Here is a 15,961-nt window from a genome sequence, read left to right as displayed (position 1 = left end):
GGCGCATCGTACTGCTCGATGGTCCACGCGACGATGCGGGAGAGATCGCAACGAAGGCATCCAGCCTTCCTTGCGGCGCCGACGGAGCAACCGCCCCGGAAACTCTCAGGCAAAAGGACTGTATCGTCAGGACGATCTGGAGAGAGACGGCACGATTTGAAATGTCGTGACGTCCACCGAAGGGAATAGTCCGGAGCTGACCTTACGGGGTCTGCGCCGGGTCAAGCTCTCAGGTAACCGTGACAGATGGGGCGCCGCCAACGGCTTCACGGCCGGCGGTTAGCCGACTCTAACTCACGGGAGCCCCGAACCTGCCATGACCCATATCGCCATCATCGGCGCCGGCATCACCGGCGTAACGACCGCCTATGCCCTGCTCGAACGCGGCTACAAGGTGACGGTGCTCGACAAGCACCGCTACGCCGCGATGGAGACCTCCTTCGCCAATGGCGGACAGCTCTCCGCCAGCAATGCCGAGGTCTGGAATAGCACCGCGACGATCCTCAAAGGCCTGCGCTGGATGTTCCGGCGCGATGCGCCATTGCTGATGAACCCGCGGCCGAACTGGCACAAATATTCGTGGATGAGCGAGTTCGTCGCCAACATCGGCAACTACCGCGCCAACACGATTCAGACCACGCGCCTTGCGATCGAAGCCCGCAAGCATCTGTTCGAGATCGCGACGCGCGAAGGCATCGACTTCGATCTCGAACGCCGCGGCATCCTCCACATCTATCACGACAAGAAAGGCTTTGAATCCGGCCTGCGCGTCAACGCGCTGCTGCAGGAAGGCGGCCTCGATCGGCGTCCGGTGACTTCGGAGGAAATCCGCGCCATCGAGCCGACGCTGCGCAAGGACTATTACGGCGGCTTCTACACGCCGTCGGATGCGACCGGCGATATCCACAAGTTTACCCGCGGGCTGGCTGAGGCCTGCAAGCGACGCGGCGCCACCTTCATCCAGGAGGCCAACATCGATTCGATCGCCCGCGCCGGCGCCGGCTTCGTCATCGGCTGGGCCGATCTGTCCGCAAGCGATGCGGCCGCATCCGCGCGCGGCATGCTGAAGGTGGACGGCGTCGTGGTCTGCGCCGGTGTGGCGAGCCGTCACTTCGCCACCCTGCTCGACGAGCGCGTCAACGTCTATCCGGTGAAGGGCTACTCGATCACGGTGCAGCTCGACACCGCCGCGAGCCGCAACGCGACGCCGACCGTCAGCCTGCTCGACGAAGCCGCCAAGATCGTCACCAGCCGGCTCGGTGCCGATCGTTTCCGCGTCGCCGGCACCGCCGAATTCAACGACTTCAACCGCGACATTCGCGCGGACCGCGTGCAGCCGCTGGTCGACTGGGTGCGCAGCAATTTCCCCGACGTCGAGACGTCGCGTGTCATTCCGTGGGCCGGACTACGGCCGATGATGCCGAACATGATGCCGGTGGTGCGCGCAGGCCGGATACCGGGCGTGTTCTTCAACACCGGCCACGGCCATCTCGGCTGGACCCTGTCGGCCGCGACCGCGCAGATGATTGCCGGGACCATCGACGGCCGGCGCGGGCTCAACGCTCCGCCGACCGTCCCCTCACTCAAGGTTGAGACCGAGCTGCGTCATGCATCCTGAGTGGTTCCGATCGGACGCAGGGCGGCCCCTTGATACCGCCCTACCCTTGGCACACAATTTGCCCCGCAAGGTCGGCATCTCCGGCCGGCTTTCCAAGCCCGAATGACAGGCGCGCATGATAGACACGACAGACTCCACGGGCGCCCCAGGGCGCCACACGTTCCGCAGCCGGAGATAGGTGCATGCTAGGTTATCTCATTCGTCGCGTTCTGGCGGCGGTCCCCGTGATGGGCGTCGTCGCGCTGTTCGTGTTTCTGCTGCTGCGGCTGACCCCGGGCGACCCCGCCGCAATTCTTGCCGGCGACAACGCGACACCTGAACGGCTGGAGCGCATCCGCGACTCCCTCGGCCTCAACGAGCCGTTGATCGTGCAGTTCATCACCTGGGTGAACAAGCTGCTGCACGGCGACCTCGGAACGTCGCTGATCTCCAATTTGCCGGTCATCAAGATGATCAGCCAGCGCGTCGAGCCGTCGATCTCGATCGCGCTCTCGACCATCATCCTCGCGGTCATTGTCGCCGTCCCCCTGGGCGTGATCGCGGCATGGAAGCATGGCACCTGGATCGACCGCTTCGTGATGGGTCTCTCCGTGCTGGGCTTCTCGGTGCCGGTGTTCGTGGTCGGCTATATCCTGATCGAGGTCTTCGCGATCGACCTGCGCTGGGTGCCGGTACAGGGCTTCCGCAGCATCTTCAACGGCTTCGGACCGTTCTTCGAGCGCATCATCCTGCCGACCTGCGCGCTCTCCTTCATCTACGTCGCGCTGATCGCGCGCATGACGCGGGCGGCGATGCTCGACGTGCTCGGCGAGGATTACGTCCGAACGGCGCGCGCGAAAGGCATCAACGAGGTCGCGGTGATGATGCGGCATGCGCTGCGCAATGCCGCCGTGCCCGTGATCACCGTGATCGGCACCGGCTTTGCACTGCTGATCTCCGGCGTCGTCGTCACCGAGAGCGTGTTCAACATCCCCGGCATCGGCCGCCTCACCGTGGACGCGGTGCTGGCGCGCGACTATCCGGTGATCCAGGCGATGATCCTGCTGACCTCGCTGATCTACGTCGTCGTCAATCTCCTGATCGACGTCGCCTACACGCTGCTCGATCCCCGGATCCGGTACTAGGGCCAAGGATAACAACAACAATGTCGGTCGATAGCCTTCCTCAATCGTCCATTCCGATCACGACGCCGCTGCGGCCGCGTTTCGGATTCCTCACCTCGACGCCGATCATCGCGGCGGCCACGGTCTGCCTCGCGCTGATCGTGCTGGTCTCGATCCTGGCGCCGCTGATCGCGCCGCATGATCCGATCCAGTTGGCCCCCTCGCAGCGGCTGAAGCCGGCCTCGGCGCAGTTCCTGCTCGGCACCGACGCCTATGGCCGCGACCTGCTGTCACGCGTGATTTATGGCGGGCGCATCTCGCTTCTGATCGGTATCGGCTCGGCGATCCTTTCGATCGTCATCGGCCTTGCGATCGGCCTCGTCTCCGGCTTCTTCAAGCTGGTCGATTCCGTGCTGATGCGCGTCATGGACGGCCTGATGGCGATGCCGAGCATCCTGCTCGCGATCGCCGTGGTGTCGCTGTCGGGCGCCAGCATCTGGACCGTGCTGGTGGCGATCACCATCCCCGAAGTTCCGCGCGTCGCGCGCCTGGTGCGCTCGGTCGTGCTATCCGCCCGCGAGGAGCCTTACGTGGAAGCCGCAATCTCGGTCGGCTCGTCGCTCCCCAAGATCATGTGGCGACATCTGATGCCAAACACGATCGCGCCGCTGATCGTCCAGGGCAGCTATGTCTGCGCCTCCGCGATCCTGACCGAGGCCATCCTGTCCTTCCTCGGCGCCGGCATCTCGCCGGAGACGCCGACCTGGGGCAACATCATGGCCGAAGGCCGCCAGTATTTTCAGCTCAAGCCGACGTTGATCTTCTGGCCGGGCCTGCTGCTCTCGATCGCCATCCTCAGCATCAACCTGATCGGCGACGCCGCCCGCGACGCACTCGATCCGCGCATGAAGCAGCGGGAGGGGAAGTGATGACGGATCAAGTGATGACCGGCCCCATCCTCGACATCAACAATCTCGTCGTCTCCATCGGCAAGAAGCCGAAGGGCGCCAACATCATCGACGGCATCTCGATCCAGGTGCACAAGGGCGAGACGCTGTGCCTCGTCGGCGAGAGCGGCTCGGGCAAGTCGGTGACCTCGCTGACCACGATGGGCCTGCTGCCGAAGGGCACGCTGGTTCCGACCGGCGGCAGCGTCAAGCTGGTCGGTGAGGAGATTCTCACCGCGACCGACCGCCGCCTGCGGCAGCTGCGCGCGACGCAGATGGCGATGATCTTCCAGGAGCCGATGACGGCGCTCAATCCGGTGGTTCCGGTCGGCCGCCAGATCGACGAGGTGCTGCGCGCCCATACCAATCTCGATGCGAAGGCGCGCAAGAAGCGCATCCTCGACATGATGGAGCAGGTCCGCCTGCCCCAGGTCGAGCGCATCTTCGCTTCCTACCCGCACCGCCTCTCCGGCGGCCAGCGCCAGCGCATCATGATCGCGATGGCATTGGTGCTTGAGCCGAAGCTGCTGATCGCGGACGAGCCGACCACCGCGCTCGACGTCACCACGCAGAAGCAGATCCTGACCCTGATCCGCGACCTCCAGCGCGATCACGGCACGGCCGTGCTGTTCATCACCCACGACATGGGCGTCGTCGCCGAGATCGCCGACCGCGTCGCGGTGATGCGGCAGGGCCGGCTGGTCGAAACCAGTCCGCTCGAGACCGTGCTGCGCAACCCGACCATGGAATACACCCGCAACCTGCTCTCGGCGGTGCCGAGCCTGGTGCCCCGCGCCCCGCGCGAGGACTGCCGCGAGCCGGTGGTGCTGGAGGCCAACGACCTCAGCAAGGTCTACAAGGAACGCTCTTTCTTCGGCAAAGGCCGCGAGGTCGTCGCCGCCGACAAGGTCACGCTGACGCTGCGCAAGGGCCGCACACTCGGCATCGTCGGCGAAAGCGGCTCGGGCAAGTCGACGGTGGCGCGCTGCATCGTCCGCCTGATCGACCCGACCTCCGGCGGCGTGCGCCTCGCCGGCCGCGAGATCTCCGACATCTCGCGTCGCCTGCTCCAGCCGCACCGGAAGAAGATCCAGATCGTCTTCCAGGATCCCTATCGCTCGCTCAACCCGCGCGTCACCGTCGGCGAGAGCATCGCCGAAGGCCCGATCAATTACGGCACCTCGCATGCCGACGCGATGAAGCGCGCCCGCGAGCTGCTCGAGCTGGTCGGCCTGCCCGCGGACGCCGTGACGCGCTATCCGCACCAGTTCTCCGGCGGCCAGCGCCAGCGCATCGCCATCGCGCGGGCGCTCGCGCTCGATCCGGACGTGCTGGTCGCCGACGAAGCAGTCTCCGCGCTCGACGTCTCGGTGCAGGCGCAAGTGCTGGAACTGCTCGACGAAATCCAGAATCGGCTCGGCATCGCGATCCTGTTCATCACCCACGATCTGCGCGTCGCTGCCCAGATCTGCGACGAGGTCGTGGTGATGCAGCACGGCCGCGTCGTCGAGCAGGGCCCGGCCGCCGAGGTGCTGACGCATCCGAAAGAGGACTACACAAGGGCCTTGCTGGAAGCAGCACCGGGCCGCGGCTGGGATTTCGCGAACTTCCGGCCGGTCTCGGAAGGTGTGGCGGCGACGGTGTAGGTCCCGCCGTCGTCATTCCGGGGCATCGCGAAGCGATGAGCCCGGAATCCATCGAACGGCAGACTCTGCAGCGCAATGGATTCCGGGCTCGCGCCAAGTGGCGCGCCCCGGAATGACGGCAGAGCATTCCCAAAACGTCTTGACCCTATGCACGGCGCGACTGCGTCCCACCTTGCTCTCGCCGCAAGGCCAAGGCTAACGTCCCCCTCTTTGCTCACTGGACCAGAATTGATGACACGTATCGCCGTCGGCGGCTTCCTGCACGAGACCAACACCTTCGCTCCGACGAAGGCGACCTTCGCGGACTTCCAGCACGGCGGCGGCTGGCCGGCGATGACGGAAGGGCCCGACGTGCTGAAGGTGATGCGGCGCATCAATGTCGGCCTCGCCGGCTTCGTCGACAGCGCCGAAGCCAACGGCTGGGAACTGGTTCCGACCATCGCCTGCGGGGCGAGCCCGTCGGCGCATGTCACCAGGGATGCGTTCGAGCGCATCGTCAAGGTCATGGTCGACGGCATCGCGGCCGCCGGCTCGTTGGATGCGGTCTATCTCGACCTGCACGGCGCCATGGTGACGGAGCACCTCGACGACGGCGAAGGCGAGATCCTGGCGCGCGTGCGCCGCGTCATCGGCAAGGACGTTCCGCTGGTTGCCAGCCTCGACCTCCACGCCAATGTGACGCCCGAGATGGTGGAACATGCGGACGCGCTGATCGCCTACCGCACCTATCCGCATGTCGACATGGCCGAGACCGGCCGCGCTTCGGCGAAGCACCTCGCGCTGCTCCTGAACACGAAACAGCGTTTCGCAAAGTCGTTCCGCCAATTGCCGTTCCTGATCGCGATCAGCTGGCAGTGCACCAACGACTTTCCCACCAAGGGCATCTACGAAAAGCTCGCCGCGCTCGAGGGCGACGCGGTTCCGACGCTCTCGTTCGCGCCGGGCTTCCCCGCCGCCGATTTCCGCGACTGCGGGCCGAGCGTGTTCGCCTATGGCAAGACGCAGGCCGATGCCGACCGCGCGGCCGACACGATCGTGAAACTAATCGAGAGCCACGAGGACGACTTCGACGGCAAGATCTGGTCGCCCGACGACGGCGTGCGCCACGCGATGGAACTCTCGAAGAACGCCAGCAAGCCGATCATCATCGCCGACACCCAGGACAATCCCGGCGCCGGCGGCGATTCCGACACCACCGGCATGCTGCGCGCGCTGGTGCGCAACAAGGCCAGCGCCGCGACCGGCGCGATCTACGATCCGGAATCGGCCAAAGCCGCCCATGCGGCCGGCGTCGGCGCCACCGTGACGCTGTCGCTCGGCGGCAAGTCCGGCATTCCCGGCGACGAGCCCTATCGCGAGACTTTCGTGGTCGAAAAGCTCTCCGACGGCCGCTTCATCGCGCCCGGCCCCTATTACGGCGGCCGCGAGATGGAGATGGGCCCCTCGGCGGCCTTGCGCATCGGCGATGTCCGTGTCGTCGTCTCCTCGCACAAGGCGCAGCTCGCCGACCAGGCGATGTATCGCTATGTCGGCATTGAGCCGACCGAACAGAAGATTCTCGTCAACAAGAGCTCGGTGCACTTCCGCGCCGATTTCGAGCCGATCGCGGAAAAGCTGATGATCTGCGCCGCGCCCGGCGCGATGCCGGCCGACACCGCTTCGCTGCCCTGGACGCGCCTGCGTCCGGGCATCCGCATCAAGCCGAACGGCCCCGTTTTCAATCCCCCTTCACGCTAACCGGACAGGAACACATGCCCACACTCGAGCGCATCGACCGCTATGCCGACGAACTCACCGCCATCCGCCGCGACCTTCATGCCCATCCCGAGATCGGCTTCGAGGAAGTGCGCACCTCCGGCATCGTCGCCGACAAGCTGACGAGCTGGGGCATCGAGGTGCATCGCGGTCTCGGCGGCACCGGCGTGATCGGCGTCATCAAGGGCAAGGGCACTGGGAGCAAGCGTATCGGCCTGCGTGCCGACATGGATGCGCTGCCGATGGAGGAGAACACCAATCTGAAATGGAGTTCGAAGATCCCCGGCCGCTTCCACGGCTGCGGCCATGACGGCCACACCACCATGCTGCTCGGCACCGCGCGCTACCTCGCCGAAACGAAGAATTTCGACGGCACCGTGCACCTGATCTTCCAGCCCGCCGAAGAAGGCCTCGGCGGCGCCCGCGCCATGATCAAGGACGGCTTGTTCGAGAAGTTTCCCTGCGACGAGCTCTACGGCCTGCACAACGCGCCCGACCTCAACCACGGCGAGATCGCGATCCTGCCCGGCCCCGCGATGGCCAGCGCCGACTTCTTCGACCTCCGCATCACCGGCTATGGCGCGCATGGCGCGATGCCGGAACGCTCCAAGGACGCGGTGATCATCGCGACCACGCTGGCGCAGGCGATCCAGACCATCGTCAGCCGCAACGTCGAGCCGCTGCAGGCCGCCGTCATCTCGATCACGCAGATTCACGCCGGCTCCGCCTACAACGTCATCCCCGGTGACGCGCATCTTTGCGGCACCATCCGCACCTTCTCGAAGGAAGTTCGCACCCTGATCGCCGAACGCATCCGCACGATCAGCGCCGGCATCGCGAGCGCCTATCAGTGCGTGATCGACGTCGACATTCGCGACACCTTCGACGTGCTGGTCAACCAGGTCGAACAGTCCAAGGTGGTGGAGGACGTCGCGCGCACCATCGTCGACCCCGCCAACGTCATCACCCGCGCCCAGCCGAAGATGGGCAGCGAGGATTTCGCCGACATGCTGCAGACGATTCCCGGCGCCTATTTCTGGGTCGGCCATGACGGCTCGGTGCCGGTGCACAATCCCGGCTTCGTACTCGACGACAAGATCCTGCCGATCGGCGCCAGCATGTTCGCCCGCATCATCGAAACGCGCATGCCAGTGGGCTAGCAATGCCGAAAAAGAGCGTCGAAGAGACGGTCACCTCGCTGCACGATCTGTCCGCGGTCGATCTGATCGCGGGCTATCGCGCCAGGCAGTTCTCGCCGAGCGAGGTGCTGGAGGATTTGCTCACGCATGTCGCTGCGTGGGAACCGCATCTGAAGGCGCTCTATGCGTTCGATCCCGACGGCGCGCGCGAGGCTGCAAAGGCCTCGACCGCGCGCTGGACCGGAGGCGAACCCTCCGGCGCGCTCGACGGCGTGCCTGTGACGGTGAAGGACAACATCGCCACCAAGGGCGTGCCGGTGCCGCTGGGTGCGGAGAGCGTCAAGCTGGTGCCGGCCGAGAAGGACGCCCCGCCCGCCGCGCGGCTGCGCGAGGCAGGCTCCATCATCTTCGCCAAGACCACCATGCCCGATTACGGCATGCTGTCCTCGGGGCTCTCCAGCTTCCACGCGCTGGCGCGCAATCCGTGGGACCTCTCCAAGAATCCCGGCGGCTCCAGCGCGGGTGCTGGCGCAGCCGCGGCCGCCGGTTACGGTCCGCTGCATCTCGGCACCGATATTGGCGGCTCGGTCCGCCTGCCCGCGGGCTGGTGCGGCCTCGTCGGCCTGAAGCCGAGCTTTGGTCGCGTGCCGATCGACCCCACCTATGTGGGCCGCGTCGCGGGTCCCATGACCCGCACCGTCGACGATTGCGCGCTGATGATGAGCGTGATCGCGAAGCCCGACCGGCGCGACGGCATGAGCCTGCCCGCCGAACCGCTCAACTGGAAGGGGCTGGAGAAGTCTCCGCGCAAGCTGCGCATCGGATTAATGCTGGATGCTGGCGTTGGTCTGCCGGCAGAACGGCCGGTCCGCGACGTTGCGGTGAAAGCCGCCAAGGCATTCGAATCCGCAGGAAGCGTCGTCACCGAGGTCGACGGCATTTTGACCCGCGAGATGCTCGACGGCCTTGACAATTTCTGGCGCGCCCGGATGTGGGACGATCTGTCGAAGCTGACGCCCGACCAGCAGGCCAAGGTGCTGCCCTACATTTTCAAATGGGGTGAGTCCGGCGCGAAGCTGTCGGGTGTCGACGTGATCCGCGGCTTCAACCAGACCATGGCGATCCGCGCCGCCGCCGCAAAGCTGTTCTGCGAGCTCGACTACCTGATCTCGCCGACTGCGCCGAACGTGAACTATCCGGCGGACTGGGCTTCGCCGACCAATGATCCGATGCGACCGTTCGAGCACATCTGCTATACCGTGCCGTGGAATATGTCGGAGAACCCGGCGGTTTCCCTCAACGGCGGTTTCGACGCCAAGGGTTTTCCCATCGGCGTACAGATCGTCGGCCGCCGCTTCGATGATATCGGCGTGCTCGGCATGGCCAAGGCGTTCGAGAGCCTGCGCGGCCCGCAGAAGCCCTGGCCCAAGCCGCCGGCGAAGTAGCCGCGCTCCGTCATGGCCGCATGCCCAGTCCGCGCAAGACGGACGCTGGCGACCATGCATGACGTCTTTTCGAGAACGAATTCAAGACAGGGAAGGAAACCACCATGGCGTATGAGACGATCAAATACGAGGTCGCCGAGCAGATCCTCACCATCACGCTGAACCGGCCCGACAAGCTCAACGCCTTCAACGCGCAGATGCAGGCCGAGCTGATCGAGGCGTTCGACGCCGCCGACAAGGACGACAACGTCCGCGCCATCATCGTCACCGGCGCCGGCCGTGGTTTCTGCGCGGGCGCCGATCTTTCGTCGGGCGCCGACACCTTCGATCGGGACGCCCGGCGCGGCCCGGTGAAGCGCTTCGCCGACGGCAAAGTCGACTACAGCGATCCGCAGGTACGCGACGGCGGTGGCCAGGTGACGTTGCGCATCTTCAAGTGCCTGAAGCCTGTGATCGCCGCGGTCAACGGCCCCGCCGTCGGCATCGGCGTCACCATGCAGCTGGCCATGGACATCCGCATCGCATCGGATGCTGCGCGCTTCGGCTTCGTGTTCTCCCAGCGCGGCATCGTGCCCGAGGCTGCCTCGAGCTGGTTCCTGCCGCGCATCGTCGGCATCTCGCAGGCGCTGGAATGGTGCTATTCCGGCCGCGTCTTCCCGGCGCAGGAAGCCCTCGCCGGCCGCCTCGTCAGCAAGGTCGTGGCGCCGGATGATCTGCTGCCGACCGCCCGCGCATTGGCAAAAGAGTTCGCGGCCAAGACCGCGCCCGTCTCGGTAGCGCTGATCCGCCAGATGATGTGGCGCATGATGGGTGCCGACGATCCCATGGAAGCCCACAAGGTCGACAGCCGCGGCATCTACGCCCGCGGCCGCTCGGACGACGTCAAGGAAGGCGTGGTGTCGTTCCTGGAGAAGCGGCCGGCGCAGTTCAAGGATAAGGTGACGCGCGATATGCCGGATTATTTTCCGTGGTGGACGGAGCGGGAGTATAAGTGAGGCGGCGGGGCTCGTCCCTCATTCACCGCGGTCATCACCCGCGAAGGCGGGTGATCCAGTATTCCACCAGCGTCAATTATCACGACCGCTGGTGATTACTGGATGCCCCGCCTTCGCGGGGCATGACAACCTCACTCCATCACCAGCGCCACCCGCCCGATCGCCTTGCGGTCGAGCAACAGCCGCATCGCCTTCGCGTAGTCCTGCAGCGGCAGGCGGTGCGAGACGTTGGGGCGCAGCTTGCCCTCCTCCGCCCATTGCAGCAGCGTCTTCAGGCGCACTTTACCCAGTGCGGGATTCTTCCGCACCGCCTCGCCCGCGCGCACGCCGAGCACACTGGCGCCCTTGATCAGCAAGAGATTGGTCTTCGCCGAGCCGATCCCGCCGGTGAAGCCGATCACCAGCAGCCGGGCACCCCAGGCGATGCAGCGCATCGAGTTCTCGAATACCTCGCCGCCGACGGGATCGAACACCACGTCCGCGCCACGGCCATCGGTGATACGCTTGACGGCGTCGCGGAACGGCTCGCGATCATAGCGCACGAGGTGATCGGCGCCGCGGGCTTTCGCGATCGCGAGTTTCTCGTCGCTGGAGGCCGTCGCGATCACGGTCGCGCCCAGCATCTTGCCGAGTTCGACGGCGGCGAGTCCCACGCCGCCGCCGGCACCGTGCACCAGCAGCACCTCGCCGGGCTCGATTCGGCCGCGATCGATCAGTGCATGATAGGCGGTGCCGTGGCCGGCGAGATAGGTCGCGGCCTCCGGATAATCGAACGTCGACGGCATCGGCGTGAGCTGGCCGGGCGTCACCACCGCTTCATCGCTGAACGCGCCATGGCGCATCTTCACGATGACCTTGTCGCCGACGGCAACGCCGCTCGCCTCCGCGCCGACCTCGGTCACGTCGCCAGCCGCCTCCATGCCGGGCGTGAACGGCAGCTCCGGCTTGAGCTGATAGTCACCGGCGGCCATCAGCACGTCAGGGAAATTGAGGCCCGCAGCGCGAATTGCGACCCGCACCTCGCCCGGTTTCAGCGCGCGCGACGGAAACTCTTCCAGACGCAGCGTTTCGGGCGCCCCGAGCGCGCGGCAGACGACAGCCCGCACCATCAGGCCGCGCTCGCCTTGCTGCGCAGCAGCGCCTCGCGGATCAGCGGCAACCGGTCATTGCCAAAGTACATGTCGGTCTTGCCCACGAAGATCGTCGGCGAGCCGAACCCGCCGCGCGCCACGACCTCTTCGGTGTTGGCCTTGAGCTGGTCCTTGATCGCCTGCTCCGAAATGCCCGCGAAGAACTTCTGCTCGTCGATGCCAACCTTCCTGCAGATCTCGGCGAGCACGGCGTCCTGCGAGATGTCCTTGTCGCCGCCCCAATAGGCCTCGAACAATGCGGTGGCGAACGGCACCATGTCCGCACCCAACCAGATGCAGCCGCGCATGGCCTTGACGCTGTTCACCGGGAACACGGTCGGCGGCATCTTGATCGCAAGGCCTGCCGAGCGCGCCCAGTCCTGAAGGTCCTTCTTCATGTAGCGCGCCTTCAGCGGCACCGGCGTCTCGCGCTGCGCGTAGACGCTGGGATTGACGGTGTTGAAGATGCCGCCGACCAGGATCGGCCGCCACACGATCTCGGCGCCAAGCTCCTTCGCCAGCGGCTGGATGTTGTGGAAGGCGAGATAGGTCCAGGGGCTGGAACAGTCGAAGAAGAATTCGATCATGGTGGTTCCTTTGTGCTGTCATTCCGGGGAGCGCCCTCTTGGGCGCGAGCCCGGAATCCATTTCTCCAGTTTGACTGCGGCCCGATGGATTCTCAGGTGCGCAATTACGCACCGTAGTTCGGCGCTACGCGCCGCCCCGGAATGACGAGCGGAAATCTCCTACGTCTTCCCCAACACTTCCTTAGCCTTCTGGCCGAACATGATCTTGCGTGATTCCTCGTCGAACGGCTCTTTCACGAATTTCCCGATCGCAAGTCCCGCCTGCACCTGCGGCCTGGCGCGGACCTCGGCGTACCAGCGTTTGACGTTCGGATAGTCGTCGAGCGTGAAGCCCTGCGCCTTGTGGGTCATGGTCCAGGGGAAGCAAGCGATGTCGGCGATGGAATAGTCGCCGGCGACATAGGCGCCGGTCTTGCGGAGCTGCCGGTCGAGCACGCCGTAGAGCCGCGCGGCTTCGTCGCGGTAGCGCTCGATCGCGTAGGGAATCTTCTCCGCCGCATAGAGTGCGAAATGGCCGTGCTGGCCGAGCATGGGACCAAGGCCGGCCATCTGCCACATCACCCACTGGATGGTGGTGGAACGGCCGCGCAGATCGCTGGGCAGAAAGCGGCCGGTCTTCTCCGCCAGATAGATCAGGATCGCGCCAGTCTCGAACACCGCGAACGGTCCGCCGCCGTCGGCTGGCGCGTGATCGACGATCGCGGGGATACGGTTGTTCGGAGAGATCGCCAGAAACTCCGGGCTGAACTGCTCGCCGGCACGGATATTGACGGGCTTCACGCTGTAGGGGAGCCCGAGTTCCTCCAGCATGATCGAGATTTTCCAGCCGTTCGGCGTCGGCGCGTAATAGAGGTCGATCATGACCTTTCCCTTGGCCTTCCCTGCTTACGTCACCGGAATAGCGAGCGACTTTTGTTGTTCTGTACCTCGACGTTAAGACATGGCAGGAAGGGGCGCAACACAACCTGCCGGGAGGGCCGCCATGCTGTTTCCAACCACGATCGCCGGCTCCTTGCCGAAGCCGGAATGGCTCGCCGAGCCCAACATGCTCTGGGCGCCCTGGAAGTCGCAGGGTGATGAGCTTGTCCGCGCCAAGCGCGACGCGACCATGCTGGCCGTGAAGATCCAGGAGGACGCCGGCATCGACATCGTCACCGAGGGCGAGCAGGCCCGCCAGCATTTCGTGCACGGGTTCCTGGAGAAGATCGAGGGCATCGACTTCGCCCACAAGGTCGAGATGGGCATCCGCAAGGACCGCTACAAGGCGATGGTGCCGCAGGTGGTCGCGCCGCTCCGCCTCAAGGGCCGCGTGCACGCCGACGAGGCCCGTGTGGCGCGCACGCATACGAAGAAGAAGCTGAAATTCACCCTGCCCGGCCCGATGACCATCATCGACACCATTGCCGACCGCTACTACGGCGACCGCGTCAAGATGGCTTTTGCCTTCGCCGAACTTCTGAACGAGGAGGCCAAGGCGCTGCAGGCCGACGGCGTCGATCTCGTGCAATTCGACGAGCCCGCCTTCAACGTCTACATGGACGAGGTCAACGACTGGGGCATCAAGGCGCTCGAGCGCGCCGCGCAAGGTCTCACCTGCGCCACCGCCGTGCACATCTGCTACGGCTACGGCATCAAGGCCAACACCGACTGGAAGGAAACGCTCGGCGCGCAATGGCGTCAGTATGAGCAGATTTTTCCGGCGATCGATGCCAGCCCGATCCAGCAGGTCGCGATCGAGTGCCGCAACTCCAAGGTGCCGCTCGACCTGCTCGCGCTGCTCAAGACCAAGATCGTGCAGGCCGGCGTGATCGACGTTGCCAGCGACGAGGTCGAGACAGCGGAAGATGTCGTCAAGGTGATCGACGCGGTGTCGAAATTCGTCCCCAAGAGCAACATCATCGCCACCACCAATTGCGGCATGGCGCCGATGCGGCGCGACATCGCCGAAGCCAAGCTGATGGCGCTCGGTGCCGGCGCCGCGCTGGCACGCGAGAAGCTGGGATGATGGTGGTAGTCCGCCTGGTGCTCGTCGTCGCGACTCTCGCGGCGATTACGCTGCCCGTGCGCGCGGAGGATCGCTCCGTGCTCTTGAACTGCAAGGCGATGGTCGAGCGTGCATCGAAGGATGCGACTACTGCCAGCGAAGCCGAGCTGACCCGTTGCCGTCAGGTGATCCGCGAATGGGCGCTGCGCGATGCGCGGACGACGGTTGACCAGGACGGAAAGCCGCTGCGCTAGAAGCGCGAACCGACTATTGGCCCGCGCTCGGATGCAAGAGGGGCCGATATCCCGCCGCCAGTGCATTGATGATCGACGGCGGCGTCAAGACCATTGCATGTTGCGGACTACGGTCAGTCTCCACGTAGCCAGCCGGCGACCACAACAGCGTTCGTCCGCGCGCGACGAGAAAACTGTCCGCGCCGTCCTGGATCATTACGCCTTCGGGCAGTTGATCGATCGGCACGCGCGGCGGGTGCAGACGCTTCTTGCCGCGATCGAGCCGCTCGCGATGCAATTTGCGATCGATCTCCTTGGCCTTGAGGGCCTTGCCGCCGTTGCCGGTCTCCCAGGCGCTGCGAAACCGGTTGGCGTCGGCGCGCCGGCATAGGAAGCAGGGGCGATGTCCCGCCGCAAAGGCGGTTGCTTCGTCGAGAAAGAACAGTTCGGTCCAGCTACGCCCGCCCATCGGCTCCCGCCGCGCGCCGCGAAACTCGCGGACGCAGACGATCCAGGTCTCGCTGGCCCAGCGCTTCTTCAGCAGCGTCTTCGTCGCGGGATCATGGATGATGCCGCGATTGCCGGTGAACAGGCCGCGATGCGGGGTGGCGATGATGTCCCCGGTCGGCGTGACGCGGTTCTGCAGGGGCATGGTGCTTCTTCTCCTTCTCCCCGCTTGCGGGGCCGCGACGAGCTATCGCTCGCGCTGCGAAGGTCGGGATGAGGGGGAGCCTCCACAAGGTCGGTGAGAACTAGACTCGCGGAGAGTCCCCCTCACCCGCGCCTTCGGCGCGACCTCTCCCCGCAAGCGGGGCGAGGTGAAAAAGATCACGCCGCGCCGTCGCGCAGCGGCGGGTGGTAGGACAGCGCGGTATCCCAGGGGAAGAAGATCCAGGTGTCCTGCGACACTTCCGTAATGAAGGTATCTACCAGCGGCCGTCCCTTCGGCTTGGCGTAGACCGTGGCGAAATGCGCATCGGGCAGCATCTGGCGCACCAGTCTGCCGGTCTTGCCGGTGTCGACGAGGTCGTCGACGATCAAAAGCCCCTTGCCGGTGCCGCCGCCGAGCTTCATCGCCGATTCGGAAATGCCCTTGAGCACCTGGAGCTCGCCCTGCTTGTCGTGGTCATAGCTGGCGATGCAGACCGTATCGATCACGCGCACTCCGAGTTCGCGCGCCACGATCGCAGCCGGCACCAGGCCGCCGCGGGTGATCGCGATCACCGCGTGGAACGGGCCTACCTCGTTGAGGCGCCAGGTCAGCGCCCGGCAATCCCGATGGAACTGGTCCCACGAGACCGGGAAGGCCCTGCCTGCCCGCTCCTGCGCGCTCAGTTCCGGTGCGTCACCAGCCATCGTCGTCTCCTGCTTCGTCTGCC

Annotated in this window: 15 protein-coding genes and 2 riboswitches; of the genes, 10 read left to right on the top strand and 5 right to left on the bottom strand. The window is 65.5% G+C overall.

Translation table 11 applies throughout. From position 1 onward, the window contains the following. The first annotated feature begins 26 nt into the window (after positions 1-26). Positions 27-131, top strand: a riboswitch (glycine riboswitch). Between the two features lie 3 nt (positions 132-134). After that, positions 135-248, top strand: a riboswitch (glycine riboswitch). Positions 249-316: 68 nt separating this feature from the next. The 8 genes from F8237_RS28300 (at position 317) to F8237_RS28265 (ending at position 10,648) form a co-directional block, all read left to right on the top strand. After that, positions 317-1,618, top strand: coding sequence for a D-amino acid dehydrogenase (locus F8237_RS28300; RefSeq protein WP_151649481.1), 1,302 nt, complete (start codon positions 317-319; stop codon positions 1,616-1,618). Between the two features lie 182 nt (positions 1,619-1,800). Then, the gene (locus F8237_RS28295) at positions 1,801-2,742 is read left to right on the top strand and encodes an ABC transporter permease (RefSeq protein WP_151649480.1); all 942 of its coding nucleotides are present in this window, start codon (positions 1,801-1,803) and stop codon (positions 2,740-2,742) included. Positions 2,743-2,762: 20 nt separating this feature from the next. Continuing rightward, the gene (locus tag F8237_RS28290) at positions 2,763-3,650 is read left to right on the top strand and encodes an ABC transporter permease (RefSeq protein WP_151649479.1); all 888 of its coding nucleotides are present in this window, start codon (positions 2,763-2,765) and stop codon (positions 3,648-3,650) included. A 14-nt stretch (positions 3,651-3,664) separates the two neighbouring features. Continuing rightward, a complete protein-coding gene (locus F8237_RS28285; protein WP_151650696.1) occupies positions 3,665-5,314 on the top strand; it encodes an ABC transporter ATP-binding protein in 1,650 nt (549 codons plus the stop codon). Between the two features lie 231 nt (positions 5,315-5,545). Then, positions 5,546-7,051, top strand: coding sequence for a M81 family metallopeptidase (locus F8237_RS28280; RefSeq protein WP_151649478.1), 1,506 nt, complete (start codon positions 5,546-5,548; stop codon positions 7,049-7,051). A 14-nt stretch (positions 7,052-7,065) separates the two neighbouring features. Beyond that, positions 7,066-8,229, top strand: coding sequence for a M20 aminoacylase family protein (locus F8237_RS28275; RefSeq protein WP_151649477.1), 1,164 nt, complete (start codon positions 7,066-7,068; stop codon positions 8,227-8,229). Between the two features lie 2 nt (positions 8,230-8,231). After that, positions 8,232-9,653 carry an amidase gene (locus F8237_RS28270; protein ID WP_151649476.1) on the top strand — a complete coding sequence of 474 codons (1,422 nt, stop codon included), beginning with the start codon at positions 8,232-8,234 and terminating at the stop codon, positions 9,651-9,653. A 104-nt stretch (positions 9,654-9,757) separates the two neighbouring features. After that, complete coding sequence (locus tag F8237_RS28265) at positions 9,758-10,648, top strand: crotonase/enoyl-CoA hydratase family protein (RefSeq protein ID WP_151649475.1); 891 nt, start codon at positions 9,758-9,760, stop codon at positions 10,646-10,648. A gap of 131 nt (positions 10,649-10,779) precedes the next feature. Here F8237_RS28265 and F8237_RS28260 read toward each other — a convergent pair whose 3' ends face one another. From F8237_RS28260 to F8237_RS28250, 3 genes are all read right to left on the bottom strand, one after another. Then, positions 10,780-11,757, bottom strand: coding sequence for an NADPH:quinone oxidoreductase family protein (locus F8237_RS28260; protein WP_151649474.1), 978 nt, complete (start codon positions 11,755-11,757; stop codon positions 10,780-10,782). Beyond that, entirely contained in the window at positions 11,757-12,365 is a 609-nt protein-coding gene (locus F8237_RS28255) for a 2-hydroxychromene-2-carboxylate isomerase (protein WP_151649473.1), read from the bottom strand. Before F8237_RS28255 ends, F8237_RS28260 begins: the two co-directional genes overlap by 1 nt. A 159-nt stretch (positions 12,366-12,524) precedes the next feature. Next, complete coding sequence (locus tag F8237_RS28250; RefSeq protein WP_151649472.1) at positions 12,525-13,226, bottom strand: glutathione S-transferase N-terminal domain-containing protein; 702 nt, start codon at positions 13,224-13,226, stop codon at positions 12,525-12,527. Between the two features lie 121 nt (positions 13,227-13,347). Here F8237_RS28250 and F8237_RS28245 point away from each other — a divergent pair, with 121 nt between their 5' ends. Both F8237_RS28245 and F8237_RS28240 read left to right on the top strand, forming a co-directional pair. Continuing rightward, positions 13,348-14,370: a methionine synthase gene (locus tag F8237_RS28245; protein ID WP_151649471.1), complete on the top strand. Its 1,023-nt coding sequence runs from the start codon at positions 13,348-13,350 to the stop codon at positions 14,368-14,370. Beyond that, positions 14,367-14,603, top strand: coding sequence for a hypothetical protein (locus F8237_RS28240; protein ID WP_151649470.1), 237 nt, complete (start codon positions 14,367-14,369; stop codon positions 14,601-14,603). Before F8237_RS28245 ends, F8237_RS28240 begins: the two co-directional genes overlap by 4 nt. Before the next feature lie 13 nt (positions 14,604-14,616). Here F8237_RS28240 and F8237_RS28235 read toward each other — a convergent pair whose 3' ends face one another. Next, complete coding sequence (locus F8237_RS28235; protein WP_151649469.1) at positions 14,617-15,234, bottom strand: hypothetical protein; 618 nt, start codon at positions 15,232-15,234, stop codon at positions 14,617-14,619. A gap of 176 nt (positions 15,235-15,410) precedes the next feature. Continuing rightward, the gene (gene gpt, locus F8237_RS28230) at positions 15,411-15,938 is read right to left on the bottom strand and encodes a xanthine phosphoribosyltransferase (RefSeq protein WP_151649468.1); all 528 of its coding nucleotides are present in this window, start codon (positions 15,936-15,938) and stop codon (positions 15,411-15,413) included. Positions 15,939-15,961: the final 23 nt, after the last annotated feature.

The organism is Bradyrhizobium betae (assembly GCF_008932115.1).
Taxonomy (GTDB): Bacteria; Pseudomonadota; Alphaproteobacteria; order Rhizobiales; family Xanthobacteraceae; genus Bradyrhizobium; species Bradyrhizobium betae.
Note: the sequence above shows the minus strand (reverse complement) of the source record. Positions and strands in the feature narration are given on the sequence as shown.